The 21,731-nt window shown below is 70.3% G+C and carries 16 protein-coding genes and 2 pseudogenes; 12 read left to right on the top strand and 6 right to left on the bottom strand.

The window, feature by feature from the left end:
* The first annotated feature begins 180 nt into the window (after positions 1–180).
* Positions 181–747, top strand: a complete 567-nt coding sequence (locus tag AB0I77_RS39630) for a helix-turn-helix domain-containing protein (RefSeq protein ID WP_363287668.1) — start codon at positions 181–183, stop codon at positions 745–747.
* Between the two features lie 3 nt (positions 748–750).
* Positions 751–1,974: a helix-turn-helix domain-containing protein gene (locus AB0I77_RS39625; RefSeq protein WP_363287667.1), complete on the top strand. Its 1,224-nt coding sequence runs from the start codon at positions 751–753 to the stop codon at positions 1,972–1,974.
* Here the strand turns inward: AB0I77_RS39625 and AB0I77_RS39620 are convergent.
* The 3 genes from AB0I77_RS39620 to lgt all read right to left on the bottom strand — a co-directional run bounded on the left by AB0I77_RS39620 (position 1,964) and on the right by lgt (position 5,327).
* Positions 1,964–3,835: an alkyl sulfatase dimerization domain-containing protein gene (locus tag AB0I77_RS39620; protein ID WP_363287738.1), complete on the bottom strand. Its 1,872-nt coding sequence runs from the start codon at positions 3,833–3,835 to the stop codon at positions 1,964–1,966. The genes AB0I77_RS39625 and AB0I77_RS39620 overlap by 11 nt on opposite strands.
* A gap of 160 nt (positions 3,836–3,995) precedes the next feature.
* A complete protein-coding gene (locus AB0I77_RS39615) occupies positions 3,996–4,418 on the bottom strand; it encodes a DUF6069 family protein (RefSeq protein WP_363287666.1) in 423 nt (140 codons plus the stop codon).
* 30 nt (positions 4,419–4,448) lie between these two features.
* Positions 4,449–5,327 (bottom strand): prolipoprotein diacylglyceryl transferase, encoded by an 879-nt coding sequence (gene lgt / locus AB0I77_RS39610; protein ID WP_363287737.1) that lies wholly within the window; start codon positions 5,325–5,327, stop codon positions 4,449–4,451.
* Between the two features lie 177 nt (positions 5,328–5,504).
* On the opposite strand from lgt, the gene AB0I77_RS39605 reads away from it, so the two are divergent.
* On the top strand, positions 5,505–6,728 hold the full coding sequence (locus AB0I77_RS39605) for a sensor histidine kinase (RefSeq protein ID WP_363287665.1): 1,224 nt from the start codon (positions 5,505–5,507) through the stop codon (positions 6,726–6,728).
* Positions 6,725–7,372 (top strand): response regulator transcription factor, encoded by a 648-nt coding sequence (locus AB0I77_RS39600; protein ID WP_363287664.1) that lies wholly within the window; start codon positions 6,725–6,727, stop codon positions 7,370–7,372. Before AB0I77_RS39605 ends, AB0I77_RS39600 begins: the two co-directional genes overlap by 4 nt.
* A gap of 353 nt (positions 7,373–7,725) precedes the next feature.
* On the opposite strand, the gene AB0I77_RS39595 is transcribed toward AB0I77_RS39600, so the two are convergent.
* Positions 7,726–8,286: a response regulator transcription factor gene (locus AB0I77_RS39595; RefSeq protein ID WP_363287663.1), complete on the bottom strand. Its 561-nt coding sequence runs from the start codon at positions 8,284–8,286 to the stop codon at positions 7,726–7,728.
* A gap of 431 nt (positions 8,287–8,717) precedes the next feature.
* Between AB0I77_RS39595 and AB0I77_RS39590 the strand changes: the two genes are divergently transcribed.
* The 8 genes and pseudogenes from AB0I77_RS39590 to AB0I77_RS39555 all read left to right on the top strand — a co-directional run bounded on the left by AB0I77_RS39590 (position 8,718) and on the right by AB0I77_RS39555 (position 20,191).
* The gene (locus tag AB0I77_RS39590; RefSeq protein ID WP_363287662.1) at positions 8,718–12,008 is read left to right on the top strand and encodes a S8 family serine peptidase; all 3,291 of its coding nucleotides are present in this window, start codon (positions 8,718–8,720) and stop codon (positions 12,006–12,008) included.
* Between the two features lie 295 nt (positions 12,009–12,303).
* A complete protein-coding gene (locus AB0I77_RS39585) occupies positions 12,304–14,754 on the top strand; it encodes an MMPL family transporter (RefSeq protein ID WP_363287661.1) in 2,451 nt (816 codons plus the stop codon).
* Positions 14,755–14,894: 140 nt separating this feature from the next.
* Positions 14,895–16,205 (top strand): histidine kinase, encoded by a 1,311-nt coding sequence (locus tag AB0I77_RS39580; RefSeq protein WP_363287660.1) that lies wholly within the window; start codon positions 14,895–14,897, stop codon positions 16,203–16,205.
* Between the two features lie 342 nt (positions 16,206–16,547).
* Positions 16,548–17,492, top strand: a complete 945-nt coding sequence (locus AB0I77_RS39575; protein WP_363287659.1) for an SGNH/GDSL hydrolase family protein — start codon at positions 16,548–16,550, stop codon at positions 17,490–17,492.
* A gap of 111 nt (positions 17,493–17,603) precedes the next feature.
* A pseudogene (locus tag AB0I77_RS39570) lies at positions 17,604–17,768 on the top strand (DNA-binding response regulator); the annotation flags it as partial.
* A gap of 68 nt (positions 17,769–17,836) precedes the next feature.
* A pseudogene (locus AB0I77_RS39565) lies at positions 17,837–17,884 on the top strand (hypothetical protein); the annotation flags it as partial.
* Between the two features lie 349 nt (positions 17,885–18,233).
* Positions 18,234–19,538 (top strand): histidine kinase, encoded by a 1,305-nt coding sequence (locus tag AB0I77_RS39560; RefSeq protein ID WP_363287658.1) that lies wholly within the window; start codon positions 18,234–18,236, stop codon positions 19,536–19,538.
* Positions 19,535–20,191, top strand: coding sequence for a response regulator transcription factor (locus AB0I77_RS39555; protein WP_363287657.1), 657 nt, complete (start codon positions 19,535–19,537; stop codon positions 20,189–20,191). Before AB0I77_RS39560 ends, AB0I77_RS39555 begins: the two co-directional genes overlap by 4 nt.
* On the opposite strand, the gene AB0I77_RS39550 is transcribed toward AB0I77_RS39555, so the two are convergent.
* Together AB0I77_RS39550 and AB0I77_RS39545 are read right to left on the bottom strand one after the other, a co-directional pair.
* On the bottom strand, positions 20,161–20,841 hold the full coding sequence (locus tag AB0I77_RS39550) for a VTT domain-containing protein (protein ID WP_363287656.1): 681 nt from the start codon (positions 20,839–20,841) through the stop codon (positions 20,161–20,163). The two genes, AB0I77_RS39555 and AB0I77_RS39550, sit on opposite strands and share 31 nt — an antisense overlap.
* Positions 20,838–21,563 (bottom strand): methyltransferase domain-containing protein, encoded by a 726-nt coding sequence (locus AB0I77_RS39545; protein ID WP_363287655.1) that lies wholly within the window; start codon positions 21,561–21,563, stop codon positions 20,838–20,840. The genes AB0I77_RS39550 and AB0I77_RS39545 overlap by 4 nt, the downstream gene beginning before the upstream one ends.
* Positions 21,564–21,731 lie beyond the last annotated feature (168 nt).

Below are 21,731 nucleotides of genomic sequence, written 5' to 3'. Positions count from 1 at the left end.
CCTTTCCTAATTACTCCGGAGTGGTGACGGTGATGGCTGCCGAGTCGGATTCGCGCCTGCCGCCGAGTGGCTCAGGATGTCCAGGCAGGGTCGGGAGTCCCACCCGACTACAATCGGGAGGTGCGTCCCGGTTAACGATACGGGACGGCCGTCCCGGATGTCGAGTCGGAAGGTTCCCCGATGCGTTCTGACGCCCAGCGCAATCGCAAGCGCGTCCTGGAGGCTGCGATGGAGGCGTTTGCCGTCGAGGGCCTGGCGGTGCCTGTGGCCGATATCGCACGGCGGGCCGGCGTCGGCACCGGCACGGTCAGTCGCCATTTCCCGACGAAGGAATCCCTGTACGAAGCGATCGTGCTCCACTTGGTCAGTGGCATCGTCGACAAGGCCCGGGACCTCTCCGCGAAGAATGATCCAGGCAGCGCGTTCTTCCAGTTCCTGGCCCTGATGGTCGAGCAGGCGGCTGTGAACCGCGGTCTGGCCGAGGCGATCAGCGGTGCCGGGTTCGACGTGGAGGCGGTCGCCTTCCATCCCAAGCACAGCCTGGACGCTGTGGAGAGCGAGCTACTGGCGAAGGCCCAGCAGGCGGGAGCAGTACGGCGGGACATCACACGCGCCGATGTGAAAGCGCTCCTGGTCGGCTGTGTGGCCCGAGAACGTCAGGGCTGCGATCCGGAAGCCCGGCAGCGCCTGGTCGACGTGGTGTGCACGGGTCTGCGAGCCGAACCGGGCACATCAGCGGTGAGGTGATCCATGGACCATGAGGAACACGCGGAACTGGGGTCCGGCGACCGTCCGCCGAGGCTGTCCCGCGCCGCAACCGCGCTCGCAGCCCGCTGCGAGCCGCAGGTCAACGACCTCGCCCGGCGCATGGCCCGGGGCGTGTTCGAGCAGCTGCGTGGCTACGCCGAGCTGCCGGGTGACGTGAAGGACGTGGAGATCGCCGCGACGGCGCGGCACGGCATGCGGCTGTTTCTGCGCGGCGCCCCCGACGGATCTCGGTGGGACTCGCTGGAGTACTTCCAGGAACGCGCCGCCCAGCGCGCGGAGGAGGGCATGCCGCTCCACCTGCTGCTGCGCGGCTACACCCTGGGTGCACGGGAACTGTGGCGGGCCCTGCGGGAGGCGGCCGGTCCCGGCGAGCAGGAGGCCCTGGCCGAGCTGACCGAGGCGCTGTTCACCGCGGTGGACCGGGTCGTGGGAGCCGTGGCGGAGAGCTACCTCGACGAGCAGATCGCCCTCGTCGCCGAACGACACGAGCAGCGCCGCTCCCGCGCCCGGGCCCTGCTGGACGGCCGGCCGGTCATCGGCGGACCCACGCCGGACGGACCCGTGCTGGTGCTGTGCCTGCGTTTCGGCACTTCGGCGGTCACCGGCGGGCGTTCTCCGGTCACCGTCCGGCGGCTGTCGCGACGCGTTCAGGCGGCGCTGGACCGAGCCTTCGGCACGGAGGTGCTCGCCGTGCTCGACAGTGACGGCGGGCATGTCGTCGTACCGGGGATCGTCGAACCACCCAGCCGGCTCCGGGAGTTGCTGCGTGAGACGGCGGGATCGGAGCTGCGGCTGGCAGCCGATGCCGCGACCGCGATCGGCGACATCCCCCGCGCCGCACAACTGACCGCGGAGGTGGTCCGGATCGCGGCCGCCTGCGGTGTGCTGCCCGGAGTGCATCGACTCGAGGACGTGCTGCTGGAGTACCACCTCTCCCGCCCGAGCGAGGGCAGCGCCCGCATCGTCGCCATGCTCGACCCCTTGGCCGGCCGTCCCGAACTCGTCGAGACCCTGCGCACCCACCTGGAACAGCGTCAGGACCGCCGGGCCACTGCCCACCTGCTCAGCCTGCACCCCAACTCGGTGGACAACCGGCTCGCCCGGATCCAGGACCTGACCGGCCTGGACCTCGCCGATCCCCGGGACGTGGCCCTGGCTCTCGCGGCCCTGTTGCTGCGGGACGCCGACACCCGCGTCAGGGAGTGACGATCGCGAAGTCCGGGTCCGCTGATTCCAGCAGAGAGCCGAACGTGATCAGGGCGTGGGCGTCGCCGTCGAGCACCACGGCACCGCCCACGATCTCCTCGGCGAAGGTCGTCGCCCCGCCGAGAACCGTGTTCAGGGTGGTGCGGGCCAGCCGCAGCACTGTGGCGGGCTTCTCTCCCCGGGGAGCGTCCCCGGGCATCGAGGTGAGCGCCCCGTTGGACAGCAGCAGCGTCCACACCTCGCCGGTGTCGGTGAACTCCCAGCGCAGCAGCAGGCGTCCGGCCTCGGCCGCGCGCGGACCGTGGATGCGCACGGCCATGGACTGGAAGACCTGCTCGGCCGTCAAGGCGGCCAGGACATCCGGCGCCGTGGGCGTCGGCGTACCGAGGATGCCGTCGCGCAGCTCGGCGGCGCCCATCAGGTAGAAGTTGCGCCAGGGCCCGGACTCGGAGCCATGGCCCAGCCGCTCGAAGGTGTCGGCCTGCAACGCGCGGGCCTCGGGGTGGTCGGGCTCGGCGAACAGGACATGGCTGAGCACCTCCGCGACCCACCTCAGGTCCCCGGCCTCGTACGAGGTGCGCGCCTTGGCGACCACCGCGTCAGGTCCGCCCATGAACTCCACGTACCGGACGGCGGCTTCGACGGGCGGGTGCTGCCACAGATGGGCGGGGTTGCCGTCGAACCAGCCCATATAGCGCTGGTAGACGGCCTTGGCGTTGTGGCTCAGCGTGCCGTAGTAGCCGCGCGCGTGCCACGCACTGGCGAGCGGGGCCGGGAAGGTGAGCTCCTCGGCGATCTCGGCACCCGTGTATCCGGCGTTGATCAGCCGAACCGACTGGTCGTGCAGATAGGCGCAGGCGTCGCGCTGCTCCTCCAGGAAGCGGATCGCACGCTCCTGGCCCCAGGTGGGCCAGTGGTGGGAGGCGAAGACGACGTGGGTGTCGTCGGCGAACAGGCGGATCGTCTCGGTCAGATACCGCGCCCAGGCGCTGGGGTCCCGCACCAGCGCCCCGCGCAGGGTGAGCACGTTGTGCAGGCTGTGGCAGGCGTTCTCCGCCACGCACAGCACCCGCAGGTCAGGGAAGTGGAAGTTCATCTCCGCCGGAGCCTCCGTGCCCGGCGTGAGCTGGAAGACCAGCCGCACTCCGTCGACGGTCTCCTCCTGCCCGGTGCGGCTGATGTCGACCGTCGGCGCGATCAGGCCGACGCTGCCGGTCGACGTCGTCTGCCCGAGCCCGCAGCCGATCTGCCCGGCCGGTCCCTTCGGCAGCGCGGCCCCGAACATGTAACCCGACCGGCGGGCCATCGCCGTCCCGGTGAAGACGTTCTCGCTGGCGGCGTGCTCCAGGAACCCGGCCGGGGCGATGACCGGCACCCGCCCGGCCGCGACCTCGGCCGGATCGACGACGCCGCGGACGCCGCCGAAGTGGTCGACGTGCGAGTGGGTGTAGATCACGCCTGTCACGGGCCGTTCGCCGCGGTGTTCGCGGTACAGGGCGAGGGCGGCAGCGGCCACCTCGGCGCTGATCAGCGGGTCGATGACGACGACACCGCGCTCGCCCTCCACGAAGGTGATGTTCGATATGTCCAGGCCGCGTACCTGGTAGATCCCCGGCACGATCTCGTACAGCCCCTGCCGCGCCACGAGCCCGCTCTGCCGCCACAGCGAGGGATGCGCGGTCGGTGGACACTCCGCGTCCAGGAAGCCGTACGCGTCCGTGTCCCACACCACCCGGCCGTCCGCGGCCCGCACCGGGCCAGGCTCCAGCGGGGCGATGAACCCCCGGTCCGCATCGGCGAAATCCCGATCGTCGTCCCAGGCCAGGCCGCTGTCCCTGGGCTCGTGCTCGCTGCTGGTCATGGTCGTCTCGCTGGTGGTCATGGTCATCGATCCTCACACTCCCGGGCCGAGGGCGCCTGATGACGCGTCACAGTTGAGCCGCTGACACATCACAACCAGCAGCGGCGAGGCAGACGGCTCACGCGCCCATGGGCTTCCCGCAGCCCGACGGTCGCCGCGGTCACCGCACCGAGCCCAGTGGCATGACCCTGCGATACGTCTGCACCGCGATCACCGCGACCGCGAGGTGCATCACCAGCAGCGCCACCACACCGGTCACCTCTCCCTTGTCGAACAGGAAGAAGTCAGGAACGAGGGAGATGACGACGACCGAGGGGACGAGTCGGCGGAGCAGGCGTTCGGGATCCTGGGAGAGTCGGCGGACGATGCCCCATCCGACGGCTCCCGCCAGCACACCCAGGGCGGTCATGAAGACATACGACGGGGGCTCCAGCGGGTTGAAGTCATCGGGCGCGCTCATCGCGTGTGCCAGCACGGCGATCAACGCGTTCACCGAGGAGGCGAGCAGGAAGGCGATGAAAACACCTCCCGCCACCACCAGCGGGCCCCGCCGTGAAGGGAGTGTCTCGGAGAGAGCGGACATGGCAACTCCAGTTCGTGAAAGGGGAGATGGTCAGTTCGTGGGACTGCCGGTGGCGTCCAGGCGCTGAAGGAGGCGGTGGGAGTCGGATTCGGCGTCGGCGTCTTTGCGGCTGTCGAAGGCGTGTCGTGTCGCGGCGATGAGGTAGGCGAGGGCGGCCGCGAAAACCAGCAGGGCGGTCCAGTCGTTCAGGCGCAGGCCGAGGATGTGGTGGGCCTCGTCGACCCGCAGGTACTCGATCCAGAAGCGGCCGACGCAGTAGGCGGCGGCGTACAGCGCGAACGAGCGGCCCCGGTCGAGGCGGAAGCGGCGATCCGCCCACATGACCAGGGCGGCCACACCGAGACACCACAGCGACTCGTACAAGAAGGTGGGGTGGTAGGTGGCCAGGTCGGAGGTGGCCTCGGGCCGGTGCGCGGGGTCGATCTCCAACGCCCAGGGGAGGGTGGTGGCCCGCCCGTGGAGTTCCTGGTTGAACCAGTTGCCCCAGCGGCCGATGGCCTGGCCCAGGGCGATGCCGGGGGCGATGGCGTCGGCGAACATGGGCAGGGGGACACCGACCCGGCGGCAGCCGATCCAGGCACCGACGGCACCGCCGGCGATGGCACCCCAGATGCCGATGCCCCCGTCCCAGATGAAGAGGGCTTTGAGCGGATCGCCGTCCTTGCCGAAGTACGGCTCGCTGGAGGTGACCACGTGGTAGAGGCGGGCGCCGACCACACCGAAGGGGACCGCCCACAGGGCGACATCCGCCACGACGGCCTTCTCTCCCCCGCGGGCGGCCCAGCGACGGCCGCCCAGCCATACCGCCGCGGCGACTGCGAGGATCAGCAGCAGTGAGTAGCCGCGCAGCGGCAGCGGACCCAGGTGGATCTCGCCGATGGACGGGCTGGGAATGAAGGCCAGGGGCACTGGTGGTTCCTCACGGGGTGCGGTGGAGCTCGGGCGGCCGGGTGCGGGGCTGATCTTCGCCGCCGCACGGGCCCGGCGCATCGACCGATCGACGCATCGCCCGCCCACCGATCGGTGGATGCGTTCGCACTGGTCGGCTGATCCTCCGGCTGCTTGGCTGCGCGTACGCTGACGCCCATGGCGCTGCGACAGGTAGAGGAGAGGGCACGGTGGAAATCCGTGGGCCAGCATGCCTTCTTCGCCGTCGTGCTCACCCTGTCCGTGCTGGGTGCGCTGGCCGGGACGGACCTGACGACCGGCACGGCCTTGCTGCGGATCGGCCCGGCGGTGGGACTCGCCGCCTGGTACGCGTACTGGATCGCGCTGCGCGGCGGCGCCGGTCGCCCTCCGCAGCCCTACCTCCTCGGGGCGTTGGCGGCGTGGGTGGCCATGTCCGTGATGGACCCCGCGCTGCTCCCGGTCGCCGTGGCCGTGCTGGCCCCGTACTGGCTGCGACGGGCCTGGTGGTCGGCCGGCGGGGTGCTGATGCTGGGCGGCGCCTGGTCGTGGCAGCGCTTCACCACGGACGGCTCCGCCGACGTGCGAACGCTCACGGGCTGCGTGCTCGGTGCCGCGCTGGCGGTCACCATCGTCTGCTACGTCGCCACCCTCGACCACGAGAGTCACAAGCGGCAACGGCTCCTGGACGAACTCACCGCCACCCAGGCGGAACGAGCGGCGGCGGAACGTCAGGCGGGCACCCTGGCCGAACGTCAGCGCCTGGCCCGCGAGGTCCACGACACCCTGACCCAGGGCTTCGCGTCCATCTCCATGTTGCTGGACGCCGCACGCGACGACCTGCCACCCGGTTCTCCCGCGGCCCGCCGCGTCGAGCAGGCCATGCGGACGGCCCGGGACAACCTGGCCGAGAGCCGCCGCCTCGTGCAGGCCCTTCGCCCGGCGCCGCTGGAGCGCACGCACCTGGCGGAAGCGGTCCGCGAGCTCACCACCCGGCTGACGGAGGAGACCGGCATCGAGGCTTACACGGTCGTGACCGGCCGACCGGTCGCCCTGACCGCCGGCAACGAGGGCGAGTTGCTGCGGGTCGTGCAGGAGGCGCTGACCAACGCCCGGCGGCACGCCCACGCGGCGAGCGTGTCGGTCACGCTGTCCTACCTCGGTGACGCCCTGGCCATCGACATCCAGGACGACGGCACCGGTTTCGCACCCGCCGCCCGGCATGCCGGCATCGGACTGATCACCATGCGCGAGCGCATCGCCGCCCTGGACGGCACGTTCGCGCTGGAAAGCGCCGCGGGCGAGGGTACGACCGTCGCCGCCACGGTGCCGCTCCCGATCGAGCCCGCGGCCTCCGCACCGTCACCCGCGGCCGGTACCCAGCGGATGGCCCCGACGTCATGAGCACTTCGACCCCTCCCCCGATCCGGGTCCTCCTCGCGGACGACCACCCCGTGGTCCGCGACGGGCTGGCCGCCGTGCTCGCCACCCAGCCCGACCTCACGGTCGTCGGCGAAGCCGCCACCGGTGCCGAGGCAGTGCGCCAGACCGCGTCACTCGCACCCGATGTCGTCCTGATGGATCTACAGATGCCCGGCATGGACGGCACCGCCGCGACCGCCGCCATCCGCGCCGCCCACCCCCAGGTCCGGGTCCTCGTCCTGACGACCTACGACACGGACGCCGACATCACCGCCGCCATCGACGCCGGCGCGGTCGGCTACCTGCTCAAGGACACCGGACGACACGAGTTGTGCGAGGCCGTGCGCACCGCCGCCCGGGGCGGAGCGGCACTGTCCCCCACGGTGGCCGCCAAGGTCCTCGCCCATCTGCGCGGCGACCGCAGTGCCGGCCTGTCCGGCCGGGAACTCGAAGTTCTGTCCGCCGTGGCCCGCGGGCAGAGCAACAAGCAGATCGCCCGCGCCCTGCGCCTGTCCGAGGCAACGGTCAAGACCCATCTGCTGCACATCTACACCAAGCTCGACGTCGCCGACCGCACCGGCGCCGTCACCGCCGCACTGGGCCGCGGAATCATCCGCATCGACTGAACGCCGCTCACCTCTGTCCGCGGTGGCCTTCCCAGCACGGACGGTGACCCGAGAGGCGGCGCCCCGATGGTGGCACGGAGTCCGCGCGTGTCCACGGGCGGGAACCGGCGGCGCAGTGCGTTGGTCGAGCACGTGGTGGACAGGCTCACCGAGAGGTTCGCGCGGCGCACATCGTCCTTGGACCGGACGTTGGAGGGAATCGCGCCGGCCCGGGCGGGACGGTTTCCCGCCGAGGACACCATCGTGTCTGGGCGCCGGGGCGGAGTTCGTGCTCGCCAGGCGTCGACGCCCTGATGTCGGCCATGGCGAAAGTGCGGGCGTCTGCGCCCATCCCATACATCGACATCGATGCGTCAACCGACCTTCAGCGGTCCGCTCTCCCGCCCGCCCGTCCTGGTTGGGTGGCCGGGCGTCGGGCTGTCCGCGCGTCCGAGCCAGTACAGAACCGCCTGGGCCTGGTTGCGCACGCCGATCTTGCTGTAGATGCGGCTCAGATAGTTCCTGACCGTCTTGTCGGTCAGGAACAACTGCCGGGCGACGTCACGGACTTCGAGGCCGGAGGCGAGAAGGTCCATGACCTGGCTCTCTCGCTGGGACAACAGCGGACGCGATCCAGGGATGGCCTCCGACGCCGATGGTGATCTGCCCGGCTTCGCCGTCGTCGTCCGTCCCTTGCCTCGAGCCTCGATCCTGATCCTTTCGACGATTTCCGGGGCGAGGATGCCGGAGCGCTGGGCGGTGCACATCAGTACCTCGTCGAGCCGACAGGAGTGCGGTCCGTCCAGCACGTAGCTGGTGACACCGTGCTTGAAGGCCAGGCACACGTCTCCCCAGTCGAGCCGTCGTGTCAGCACCGCGGCGGGAGGCAGCTCGTCCGCCATCTCGGCCGAGAAACGGGCCAGCTCCTGCGCCATTCCGACTCCGTTGAAAAGCACGACATCGTCGCTCGAGTGGATCTCGCGAGGATCTCGCACCACGTGGACGGAGACTTCGGAGAGCGACGGACGGGGCAGGTCGTCGTGACTGACGAGCGCCACTGACAGCGTTGCCCTGCGCCCCGACGACTGGGCAGGGAAGTGATGGGGCACTTCGGCTCCACTGGTGGGGGTGGTCTGGGGCCGCGCGAGTGACTTCCCCAACGTACTTGAAGGTTCTATCAGGTTATTCATTCGTTGGGACTTTGTCGCGAGGCGACTCCCTTGGCCGGAGGGCCCGAGGTGAGACAAGACACCGGCGCGTGAGGGCAGTTGAGGATATTTGCCTCTATCCCGTCGACCGACGTGGGGAAAATCCTTGATCAAGCCGTCCCCGTGGCGGACGAACCGCCCCGAGGGAGAGGAATCGCATGCCCCCCACCACCCCCCACATCTGCCCGATACCGGGTGCGAGACGCCTGACCCGCATAACCGTGGCCGCCGGACTGACGGCCGTACTCACCACGACCGGGCTGATACCCCTTGCTTTCGTTGCCGAGGGCCACTCCTCTGCCGAGATCCCCAAGTCCGCGCATGACAAGATCGGTTCGGCGGACGCCGAGCTGCTCGCCGACGCGAAGGCCACCGGCGAGAAGAACGTCACGATGATGATCGCCACCGCTGCGGGGAAGACCGAGCAGGTCGCCGAGGAGCTGGACGCGGTCAAGGGCGGCTCCGTCGGCCGCACTTACGACAAGCTCGGCTACGTCAGGGCCACCGTGCCGACCGGCAGGGCGGACGCGGCCATCGACGCCGCCGTCAAGCTGTCCTCGGTGCACGGCATCGACCTGCGCGAGGAGATACAGCTGGACGATCCCTTGCCCGCTGCTCCCAAGGTCAACGGCGCTGCGGTGGAGGCGACTTCGCAGACGTATCCCGGGCCCGGCAAGGACACCCCGGCCGAGAACCCGTACAACCCGTCCTCCGAGACGGGCGCCGTCGACTTCGTGAAGAAACACCCGACGGCGGACGGCCGCGGTGTCACCATCGGTGTCCTCGACACCGGAGTGGACCTCGCGAGCCCGGCGCTGCAGAAGACCACCACCGGCGAGCGGAAGATCGTCGACTGGGTCACGGCCACCGACCCGATCGTCGACGGCGACGGCACCTGGCGCGCGATGACGACCGGCGTGTCCGGGCCGGCCTTCACCTATGGTGGCCAGAGCTGGAAGGCCCCTTCGGGCTCGTACCGCGTCAACGTCTTCCGTGAGTCCGTCACCGAGGGCGGCAAGGTCGAGGACGGCCAGAGCGACGGCGACGCGAACCGCGACGGTGACACCACGGACAGCTGGGCCGTGCTGTACGACCCGGCGGCCGGCACGGTCACCGTCGACCTGGACAACGACCACGACTTCACCGACGACGAGCCGATGAAGCCGTACAAGGACGGCCACCAGATCGGCTGGTTCGGCACCGACGAACCCGAGACCGACATCGCCGAGCGGCAGCCGTTCGTCGTGGAGATCCGCAAGGACGTACCCATGGACCCGCTCGGCGGCGACTGGGTCGGCAAGAAGTCCGACTTCGTCAACATCGGCGTCGTCAACAAATACCACGGCACCCATGTCGCCGGTATCGCCGCGGCCAACGGCCTGTTCGGCGGCAAAATGAACGGCGCCGCGCCGGGGGCGAAGATCGTGTCGTCCCGCGCCTGCATCTTCGGGGACGGCTGCACCAACGTCGCGCTGGCCGAGGGCATGATCGACCTGGTCGTCAACCGCGGCGTCGACATCGTCAACATGTCCATCGGCGGCCTCACCGCGCTCAACGATGGCAACAACGCGCGCGCCGAGTTGTACACGCGCCTCATCGACACCTACGGCGTCCAACTCGTGCTGGCCGCAGGCAACTCCGGCCCCGGCGCCAACACGATCGACGACCCGGGCCTGGCCGACAAGGTGATCTCGGTCGGCGCCGCCGTCTCCAAGGAGACCTGGGCCGCCAACTATGGTGCCGAAGTGGAGAAGCCATACGGCCTGTTCACCCTCTCCGCCCGCGGCCCCCGCGAGGACGGCGGGTTCGCACCGACCCTGGTAGCGCCCGGCTCGGCGGTCTCCTCCAGCCCGTCCTGGATGCCCGGCGCCCAGCTCTTCGAGCAGTACACGGGCTGGAACCTGCCTGCCGGCTACACCATGTACCAGGGCACGTCGATGGCGTCCCCGCAGACGGCGGGCGCGAGCGCGTTGCTGCTGTCCGCTGCCAGGCAGCAGGACATCGACCTCACCCCGGTGAAACTGCGCACGGCGCTCACTTCGACCGCCCGCCACGTCAAGGGACTTCAGGCGTACGAGGAGGGCGCGGGCCTGCTCGACGTCCAGGCTGCCTGGAAGGAGATCAAGGAGGGAGCGGACGCCCACGAGTACACCGTGCAGGCCCCGGTCGACACCGCACTCGACCAGTCGCTGAAGACGCCCGGCTTCGGTACCGGGATCTACGACCGCGAGGGCGGTCTCGAGGCCGGCGAGAAGAAGACGTACGAGGTCACCCTGACGCGTACCTCCGGCCCCGACGGCCCGGTCCCGCACACGCTGCGGCTGGAGAACAACACGTCCCGCACCTTCTCTCTCCTCGACTCGCAGACTGCGGCACTGCCGCTGAACAGTCCGGTGACCGTGAAGGTCCAGGCCGCGCCGACGTCCGAGGGCATCAAGAGCGCCCGCCTGGAGATCGATGACCCGACGACCGTGGGCGTCGACGAGCAGGTTCTGACGACCGTGGTGGTCTCCACGCCGGCCGAGTACACCTACTCCGCCTCGGGATCGACGCAGCGCAACAGCGCGAACACCTACTTCGTGACCGTCCCCGAAGGCGCGAGGACCCTGGAGGTCAGGCTCGGCGGCCTGAAGGACGGTAGCCGGACAGTGGCGAGCGCGATCCAGCCGTACGGCCTGCCCGTCAAGGACGACGACCCCGCCACGCCCGATGTGGCCGCGTACCCGGACCCGCGGGCCGGTGTGTGGGAGATAGTGGTCCAGTCGACCTACGCTTCCAAGCTGCTCGACAATCCCTACGACCTGGACGTCACCGTGTACCGCGCCTCCTTCGACCCGGAGCCCGCGACCGTGGCGGAGGCCGAGGCGGGCACACCGGCCGCCGTCTCCTGGACTGCCGAGAACGAGTACGCGCCGGTGAACGGCACCCTCAAGGGCGGCCCGCTCGGCTCATCGCGGACCACACGTCCCACCATCGCCACCGGCGACACACAGACCACCAATGTCGAGGTGCCCGAGGGCACCACGTCACTGGACGTCGCCATCGGCAACCCTTCGGACAAGGCCACCGACCTGGACCTGAGGGTGTACGACGCCGACGGCGACCTCGTCGGCATCGACGCCGACGCCGACGCCGAGGAGTCGGTCTCCGTGCCCCGTCCGCCTGCCGGCACCTACACCATCGAGGTGCTGGGCTTCGACGTCCCGTCCGGCTCCACCGCCTACGACTACCGCGACGTGTTCTCCTCCACCGCCCTTGGCTCGCTCACCCCGGACGACGCGGGACCGGTGCGGCTCGGCACGGGCGCCTCGGCGATCGTGTCCGCACACGTCACGGCCGCGGCCGCGGCACCGGAAGGCCGCGCGCTCTTCGGCCAGGTGCACCTGCTCAACGACCGCGGGACCTTCGTGGGCAAGGGCACTGTCAAGATCGGGAAGGTGACGCCGTAGACGCGGGTGACGCCCCCGCCTCACGCCCGCCCGGCTGAGGCACCAGCCCACCTCCACGGCAGTGCCCGGGACGGCTTCGACCGCCCTGGGCACTGCACCGTCTCTCTTACTTGTATCGGGCATCGCCGGCCGACGGGCTGGGCGGAGGACAGGGCGTAGTACTGCGGTACTAACGGGCCCCGCCGGATTCGGTTCCGCGGTACGGGATGGTCGCCCGGTACCGCTCCTAGGTTGAGATCGCGGGTCAGTCAGGACCGGCTCACCCAATGATCTCTTCTCCTGGTGGGAGTAATCCGTGGCCACCTTCCTCTATCGGCTCGGCCGGCTGGCGTTCCGGCGACGACGCATCGTCGTGATGCTGTGGGTCGCCGTCCTGGCCGCCATAGGCATCGGCGCGATGAGCGCGCCCGGCACATCCTCGGGGGCGTTGAGCGTTCCGGGCACGCAATCGCAGCGGGCGATCGACCTGCTGCGGAAGGAGTTCCCGCAGGCTTCCGCCGACGGCGCCACCGCGCGTGTGGTGTTCGAGGCGCCCAGCGGGCAGACGCTCACCTCCGCCGCCAACAAGGCCGAGGTCGAGTCCCTGGTGGCGCAGTTGGAGAAGTCGCCGCAGGTGTCGGGCGTCTCCGATCCCTTCGCCAGCGGCCTGGTCAGCAGGTCCGGCACGATCGCCTACGCCCAGGTTTCCTACAAGGTCGCCCAGAGTGACATCAGCGGCGCGGCCCACACCGTCCAGACCGAGGTCGTGGCCCAGGGCGAGAAGGCCGGTCTGAAGGTGAGCCTGGGCGGCAACGCCGTCAAGGACAAGGCCGCGAGCAAGGCGGCCGAGCTGATCGGCGTCGGGGTCGCCGCCATCGTCCTGGTGATCACCTTCGGCTCACTGATCGCGGCCGGCCTGCCCCTGCTCACCGCGATCCTCGGGGTGGCCGCGGCCATCCTGTCGGTCACGCTCGCCACACACTTCTTTGACCTGGCCTCGTCCGCCACGACCCTGGCACTGATGCTGGGCCTGGCCGTCGCCATCGACTACGCCCTGTTCATCGTCTCCCGCTACCGCAACGAGATCCGCGACGGCCACGAACCCGAGGAAGCGTGCGGACGCGCCCTGGGCACCGCCGGGTCGGCGGTCGTCTTCGCCGGCCTGACCGTGATCGTCGCGCTGAGCGGCCTGAGCGTCATCGGCATCGGCATGCTCACCGCTATGGGTCTGGCCTCCGCCTTCGCCGTGGCCGTCGCCGTGGTCATCGCGCTGACCCTGCTGCCCGCCCTGCTCGGCTTCGCCGGTACGCGGATCATGCAGGGCAGGCTGCTCACCCGCCGTATGAAGGCGCTGGAGCGCGGCGAGGGTGAGTCGATGGGCGTGCGCTGGGCGAGGTTCGTCACCCGCAACCCGGTCAAGGTGCTCGCCGTCTCGGTGGCCGGCCTGGCCCTGCTGGCCATCCCCACCATGTCCCTGAAGATGGCCCTGAACGACGACTCCGGAAAGCCCCCCGGCACCACCCAGCGCATCGCCTACGACACCCTCAGCGAGGGCTTCGGGCCGGGCTTCAACGGACCGCTCACCGTGGTCGTCGACGCCCGGGACAGCGACAGTCCCAAGGCCGCCGCCCAGGACGCGTACACCATGCTGGGCAAGCTGGACGACGTCGCGGCCGTCCGTCCTCCCTCCTTCAACCAGGCCGGCGACGTGGCCCTGCTCGGCGCCGTCCCCAAGAGCGCCCCCACCAGTGAGGCCACCAAGGACCTCGTGGACGAGATCCGCGATCACGGCGCCACCCTGCACCAGGACACCGGCGCCGACCTGATGGTCACCGGCCTGACCGCCGTCAACATCGACGTCAGCACCAAGCTCTCCGACGCCCTCATCCCCTACCTGGCCATCGTCGTCGGCCTGGCCCTGATCCTGCTCCTGCTGGTCTTCCGGTCGATCGTGATCCCGCTCAAGGCCGCCCTGGGCTTCCTGCTCAGCGTGGTCTCGACCCTCGGTGTCCTGGTCGCGGTCTTCCAGTGGGGCTGGCTGAAGGGCCTCTTCGGCGTCGACCAGACCGGACCCATCGTCAGCCTCCTGCCCATCGTGCTGATCGGCGTGGTGTTCGGACTCGCCATGGACTACGAGGTCTTCCTCGTCTCCCGGATGCGGGAGGAGTACGTCCACGGCGCCGAACCCACACAGGCCGTCGTGGAGGGTTTCCGGCACAGCGGCCGGGTGGTCACCGCCGCCGCGGTCATCATGGTCTCCGTCTTCTCCGGATTCCTCCTCGACTCCGAGATGCTGATCAAGTCCATCGGCCTGGGGCTCGCCGCCGCCGTGTTCATCGACGCCTTCGTCGTCCGGATGACCATCGTCCCGGCGCTGATGGCCCTGCTCGGCCACCGTTCCTGGACCCTGCCGAAGTGGCTGGACCGCATCCTGCCGAACGTGGACGTCGAGGGCGAGAAGCTGCGCCACGCGCTCGAAGCCGAGCAGACGGTCTCCGCGCCCGAGCCCGTACTCGCCGGTGTCGCCGCCGGGGTCCACGCGGGCTCGGACGGCCGCAGCGCCCCCCACGCCTTCAGCGACCTCCACGCTTCTGGTGTCACGGATGCACCGGCACCTGCCCCGCAGACCCCGGGGAAGGCACGACGACTGTCCAGGTTCAAGCAGCGCCTCGCACGGGGCGGTGACGCCACCGTCCCCGCCGACACGACCGAGTCGGAGGCGCCGGTACGCAGGAAGCTGCTGAAGAACCCGATGCGCAGGCGTTGACGAGGGCGAGCCGCAGCACCGGCTTCCGCACCGGCTCCTGACGTGGCGGCCGCCTCTCACCGGCCGTCTCCCCTGCCCCGCCCGTCGGCCCGATCCCCCGGGGCTGGCGGGCGGCCTGACATTGCGAAGGGCCTACCCCCGTGCCCGCACCGAGTGCCCCCGTTCCCGCCCCATGCCCGGACGAGCGCCAGTTCCTTCAGTCGCTGACGAGCGATCCCGAGCAGCGGGTGATCGCCTCGGTCGTCTCCCGGCTCGCCTCCTGGCGGCGGGCCGACCGGGCCCGTCCCTGGGTCCGGCGGTGGGGAGTCCCGGTCTTCTGTCTCGCCGTCGGTAGCGACGCCTACACCAATCCCCACAACGTCGGTAATCCCCAACTGCCCCTCGTCCTCGCCTTCTGCATCCCACTGCTGTGGCGGGAACGACGCCCCATGCTGGTTTTCGCCCTCACCACGGCCGTTTCCGTCGTGTCCCTTCCTCTGGATGTGCTGACCGGCGCCGAATTCGCCCGGGTGGTCGCTCTCTTCAATGTCGGCCGTCACTGCACGCCGCGCCGGCTGGCCGTCGCCACCGGCGTCACCCTCGTGCAACTCGTCACTTGGGCCTACTTCTTCTGGCGCGGCCGGCAACTGGAGTACGTCACGCGTCCGGAGCCTGTGACCTTGGTGGTGATGGTCGCCGTGGTGGCGTTCGCGGCACTGGGCCTGCTTGTGCGGCTGGCCTACGCCTACATCGACGCCCTGAAGAAGCAACGCGACCAGCAGGCCCGTCTCGCCACCGCGCAGGAACGCGCCCGCGTCTCCCGCGAGATGCACGACATCCTCGGCCATACCCTCGCCGTCATCGTCGGCCTCGCCGACGGCGCCGCCGGCCTCACCGAGACCAAGCCGGAACGCGGCGCCCAGACCCTCCGCACCATCAGCGCCAGCGGCCGCGACGCCCTGGCCGAACTGCGCCGCCTGCTCGCCGTCATCAGCGACGACCGCGAAGGTCAGGGCCGGTCGCACGACGTCCCGCTCGCCCCGCAGCCCGGCCTCGCCGACCTCGACGCGCTGCTCGACCGGGTCCGCGCCGCCGGCCCCACCGTCGCCCTGCACGCGCACGGCGACCTCACCGAACTGGCCCCGGGACTCCACCTGTCCGCGTACCGCATCATCCAGGAGGCCCTGACCAACACCGTCAAGTACGCCGCCTCCGACACCTCGGTCCACGTCTCCATCGCCGCCGACCCCCACATCGTGCGCCTCACGGTCGAGGACACCGGCCCGTCCCGTACCCCGCGGGCACGCCGTGGCCGGACGGGCAGCGGCCGGGGGCTGGTCGGCATGCGCGAGCGCGCCGTCCTCTACCGGGGCGAGGTCACCGCCGGCCCCAACCCGCACGGCGGCTGGACCGTCCACGCCACCCTCATCCCCAACCCGCCGGTCAACTCCCCGGAGAGAGAGTCGGCTTGACAGCGCTCTCATCGCTGCACCCATACGACTGGAGCGCTGCGCGCCGGAGTCGGCGGCTTGCCGCTCAAGAACGCCCCCCAAGTCGACGCGCCTTCCTACCGCGGTACTACTCCGCACTCCCGTATTCGGTCCCGCGGTGCCGATGACATGCGTGTTTCCCCGCCTAGTTTGACGGCAGGGTCACACACGCCTCGTCCCCACCGCGATCCGGGCAAGCCTTCCCCCCTCCCCCAGCCGGCCCTGCCGGTCCCGCTCCGGGCACCGCCGCCCATCGCGCACAGCCGCCTGCGGTGCGGTGCGAGCCCAGCAGTTGTTCATCCGTGACGACGACAGGAGAAACCCATGGGACCGTATGCACGCGCAGGTCTGGCCGGGATCGTGAGCTGCGGTGTTCTGCTCACCGCCGTCCTCATCGGACGTCCGGACGGCACCGGCACCGGCACCGGCACCGCCAAGGACGAGCGACCGCAGCCGGGGCCCTACGTCGCTCTCGGCGACTCCTACACCTCCGGCCCGAAGATTCCCCGACAGTCCGGGACACCGGTCGGCTGCGACCGTTCCGACCACAACTACCCCGCGGTCGTGGCACGCCAACTCGGCGTCACCGCCGCCGACTTCCGTGATGTCAGCTGCAGCGGTGCCACCATCACCGACCTCACCGCGCCGCAGAAGACGTCCAACGGCACCAACCCCGCCCAGCTTTCGGCCCTCTCGACGCGGACGCGGCTGGTCACCCTCGGTATCGGCGGCAACGACATCGGCTTCGGCTCGACGGTCACGAAATGCGTCACGATGGGCGTGATGTACGGTGCGGTCGGCAGCGACCGCCTCTTCTCCGGTGATGCGCCCTGCAAGAAGCAGTACGTCGACGGCGGCACCGACGAAGTGGCCCAGAAGATCCAGGCGGCCGGCCGGCAGTTGTCCGCGGCGCTGGCCGAGATCGAACGGCGTGCGCCGAAGGCCCGGGTCTATGTCGTCGGCTATCCGGCGATCCTGCCCGCCGAAGGCAGAGGCTGCGGGAGGGAACTGCCTCTCGCGCCCGGTGACGCGACCTATCTGCACGACAAGGGGACGCAGCTCAACGCCATGCTGAGCGGGCAGGCCGAGGCCGCCGGAGCGACGTACGTCGACACCTACTCCCCGTCCGTCGGCCACGACGCCTGCTCCGCTGAGAACACGCGCTGGATCGAGCCCGTTCGGCCCAGCAGCCCGGCTGCCGCCGTCCATCCGAACGCGCGCGGCGAGCAAGGCATGGCCGACGCCGTGCTCCGTGCGATCGGCGGCTGAACGCCCGCAGGAGGCAGGGGACTTCCAGCCGCCGGCGACCGGCCTGTCCGCCCACCCGGCCCCACCGCGCTCGTCCCCGGCATGCCCCCACACAGGAAGAACCCCGGCAGCATGCCCACCGTTCTCATCGTCAACGACCAGAAGCTGCAACGCCTCGGCTACCGCCTCCTGCTGGATTCCGAGCCAGACCTGACCCCGGTCGGCGAGGCGGCCGGTAGTGCCGAGGCGGTCCGCATGGCCGCCGCCCTCCGCCCGGAAGTACTCCTCATGCAAATCTTCAAGCCCAGCACGGACTCGATCGACGGCTCGGCGCACTCACCGAACGTGAACGTCAGGTCCTTGCCGCGGTGGCCGTCGGCTGGAGCACCACCGAGATCGCCGCACACTCCTAGTACCCCGGTACTAGTCGGCGCCGCCGTGTTCCCGCCCACAGTGCCATAGCGCCGGTCGATACCGCTTCTAGGTTGGACCCGGGCCTGGTCCGGCCCGTCCGCGCAAAGACCTCTCAGAACCCGAGCCCTTGTCGGCCGTACGATCGCGGAAGAGCGGTCGGTCCCGGTCGGTCCCCCAGTCGCCGTTCGCCTGTCCGTTCCCCCGGGACCGGCGAGCGGCTCGCCTGCACCGCGAAGGGCACAGATTTTGACCCCCACGACCCCACAGGATTCCCGGCCCGGTCGACACGTTCCCAGCCGACCCGAGCTGCCCGAGGCACTGACGAGCGACGCCGAGCAGCGTGTGATCGTGTCGATCATCGCCCGGCTGTCTTCCTGGCGGTGGGCGGACCAGACCCACCCCCGGGTCCGGAGGTGGGGCGTACCGCTGTTCTGCGCCGTCCTGGGACTGCCGTCCGTACTGAACCCCGTCGGAGAATCCGGGGTCGCCGAAGCACTGGTCCTCCCCGTCGCCGTGGCCGTTCCGCTGCTGTGGCGGCAGCGCAGGCCCATGCTGGTCTTCTCGCTCATCACCGCCGCCGCCGTGGTGATGGCCTCCACAGGGTCCCTCCATGACGCCAACGCCAGTGCCGACGTCGCCCGCATCGTGGCCCTGTTCAACGTCGGCTGCTTCGGCACCCCCCGCCAGCTGCTCATCGCCGTCACCATCTCCCTGATGCAGCTGGTCGCCTGGGCCGCCACGCTGTGGAACGACGGTCGGCTGGAGTACGCCACACGCCCGGAAATCGTCATGCTGCTGGGGGTGGTGACGGTGACGGCCATCGCGGGCCTCGGCCTCGCCCACCGCCTGGTCAACGTCGTCATCGCCGCCCTGCAGAAGGAGAAGGACCAGCAGGCCCGCCTCGCCGTCGCCCAGGAACGCGCCCGCGTCTCCAAGGAAATGCACGACATCCTCGGCCACACCCTCGCCGTCATGGTCGGTCTCGCCGACGGCGCCGCCGGCCTGACCGAGACAAAGCCCCAGCGCGGCGCCGAGACCCTGCGGATCATCGCTGACAGCGGCCGCGGCGCCCTCGCCGAACTGCGCCGCCTGCTCGCCGTCATCGGCGACGACAACGACCGGCCGAATGATGCCCCGCTCGCCCCGCAGCCCGGGCTGGCCGACCTCGATCCGCTGGTCGAACGCGTCCGTGCCGCCGGCCCGAGCCTCACCCTCAGCACAGACGGCGACCTCACCGCCCTGGCGCCCGGTCTCCAGCTCGCCGTCTACCGCATTGTCCAGGAGGCCCTCACCAACACCCTCAAGTACGCCGCCGCCGACACCTCCATCAGCGTCCGGGTGGCTGTCGGCTCTGAGACGGTCCACGTGGATGTCGAGGACAGTGGCCCCCTCCACGCACCCCGCTTCCGCAGACGGAGCGCAGGAAGCGGCCGCGGTCTGGTCGGCATGCGCGAGCGCGCGGCCATCTACCAGGGCCAGGTCACCGCCGGGCCCAACCGCGAAGGCGGCTGGAGCGTCCACGCCCGCCTCCTGACCACCCCGCCATCCCCCACTCTCGGCTTCTCCCCCACTCTCGGCTTCGCTCGAGCGGGGGGACCCCCACGACCGGGAGGACCCCCATCCGCGACCACAACGGAGAACCCCCTCGCATGACCACCGTGCTCATCGTCGACGACCAGGCCCTGCAACGCCTCGGCTTCAGCATGCTCCTGGAACAGCACCCCGACCTCACTCTCATCGGCGAAGCCACCCACGGTGCCGAAGCCGTCCGCAAGGCCGCCGAGCTCAAACCCGACGTCGTCCTCATGGACGTCCGTATGCCGGGCATGGACGGCATCGAGGCCACCAGACGCATCGTGGAGTCCGGCGGACGCTCCCGCATTCTGGTCCTGACCACCTTCGACCTCGACGAATACGCCTACGACGCCCTGCGCGCCGGAGCGTCCGGGTTCCTGCTCAAAGACGCCCTGCCCGACGAGCTGGTCTCCGGCATCCGGGCGGTGGCCGCCGGAGACGCCGTCATCTCGCCCGGTCTGACCCGCAAGCTCATCGATGCCTTCGGCAGCCGTCTGCCGGGACACACGCCCGAACAGCAACGGCAGCTGGCCCGCCTCACCAACCGCGAACGCGAGGTACTCACCGCCATCGCGACCGGCTGGAGCAACACCGAGATCGCCGAACGCCTCTCCCTCGCCGAATCCACCGTCAAGTCGCACGTGAGCAGCATCCTCACCAAGATCGGGGTCCGGGACCGGGTCCAGGCCGTGATCTTCGCCTACGACACCGGCCTCGTCAGACCCGCCTGAACCGGGCCGGAGGACGTCGTACCCGGCTCGGGCGCCGGTTCCTGGGCTTCAGATGGCGGGCGGCGCCTCCTTCGCCACAGCAGCGAGCCCCCGATCGCCAGCAGAGCGACCAGGGCGAGGGCAGGGCCGCCCAGCGTGAGAACGCGCTGGAGCGAGGTCGCGGCGGCGTATCCGAGACCCGCTTCCGCTGTGGCCCACACACAAGCGGCGACGACGCTGTACGGGGCGATGCGGCGGTAGGGCAGGCGGGTGACGCCCGCGGAGTGCGGGGCGAGGGTGCGCACCACCGGCAGGAAGCGGGCCAGGAAAACCGCTCGGCCGCCGTGGCGCGTCATCAGCGTCTCGGCCTGGTGCCAGGCGGCACCCGGTATGCGACGGCCCATCCGGCCTCCGCGCAGCCGGTCACCGAGGAACCTGCCGGTGCGGTGGGCGAGGAAGTCACCCGCCACCACGGCACCGGCCGCGGCAGCGATCACGAAGGGAAGGCTGATATGGCCGGTGCGGGCCAGTGCGCCGGCGGTCAGGAGCAGGGTGAGCGTGGGGATGAAAGCGCCGACGAGAAGGATCGACTCGGCCAGGACAGCGGCGGCCACCACCGCGTACGCCGAGGCCGGGGAGATGTGGCCGAGGATGTCGGAGAGCGCGTTCACCGCCGCGCCTCGACGGACTGCGGTGTGGGCTGGTCCGCGGAGACGAGGGGTCGTCGCAGATGCCAGACGTAGGCGGGGGGAACGTTGGCCCATACCGTCCAGCGGTCCGTGGCGTAGGTGTGCTGGTAGGCGGCCATGATGTCGTCGACGGCGGCGTGGCGGCGGGCTTCGGCTCGCGATGCCGTCAGGGCACGTGCCTTGCGGGTGCCGAGGTAGGCGAAGTAGGTCAGTGTGCCGCCGGGGTGGAGCAGCTCCAGGTAGCGGGCCATGATGCGCTCGACCTGCACGGGCGTGAAGTTGGTCAGCGGCAGGCCGGAGACGATCACGTCGTACCGCTGGTCGCTGTCGAGCTGCTCGACGTAGGTCTGATGCACGTTCACCTGCGCGGGTCTGGCAGCCAGGTCTGGATGCGTGGTGACGAGACGGCGCAGTCGCGCGGCGAAACGTGGGTTGGCCTCGACGATGTCCAGGCGGCTGGCGCGGGGCAGGTCGGGTATCAGGGTGCGGGTGACCGCGCCGGTGCCGGCACCCGCCTCCAGGACCGCCAGCGGGCGGGGCGCCTGAGCCCGTACCGGATCGGTCAGAGCGCGGGCCAGGGCCTTTCCACTGGGGGCTATGGCACCCGTGGTGCGCAGATCACGGGCTGCCTCGATCAGGAACATCCAGCCTTCGGCATTGCGCTGCGCCAGGACACGGTCGTGGGAGGTGGTCCAGTCGTTCATGGAATCGACGCTAGAAAGCCGCGTCCGGCATGGGATCCGCCGTTCTGCGACCGCGTCCCTCTACGAAAGCAGGGGGAGAACATCGCCGACTGCCGGACGGAACGGCGCACCGGTCTGCCTAGCATGGGCCAGGTGAGCAGCGGAGAAGGCCGCAGATGGGCGGCCTAC

Origin of the sequence: Streptomyces sp. NPDC050619, assembly GCF_040654815.1 — a bacterium.
GTDB lineage: Bacteria > Actinomycetota > Actinomycetes > Streptomycetales > Streptomycetaceae > Streptomyces.
The sequence above is the reverse complement of the archived record's forward strand: the minus strand, read 5'-3'. Positions and strand labels throughout refer to the sequence as shown.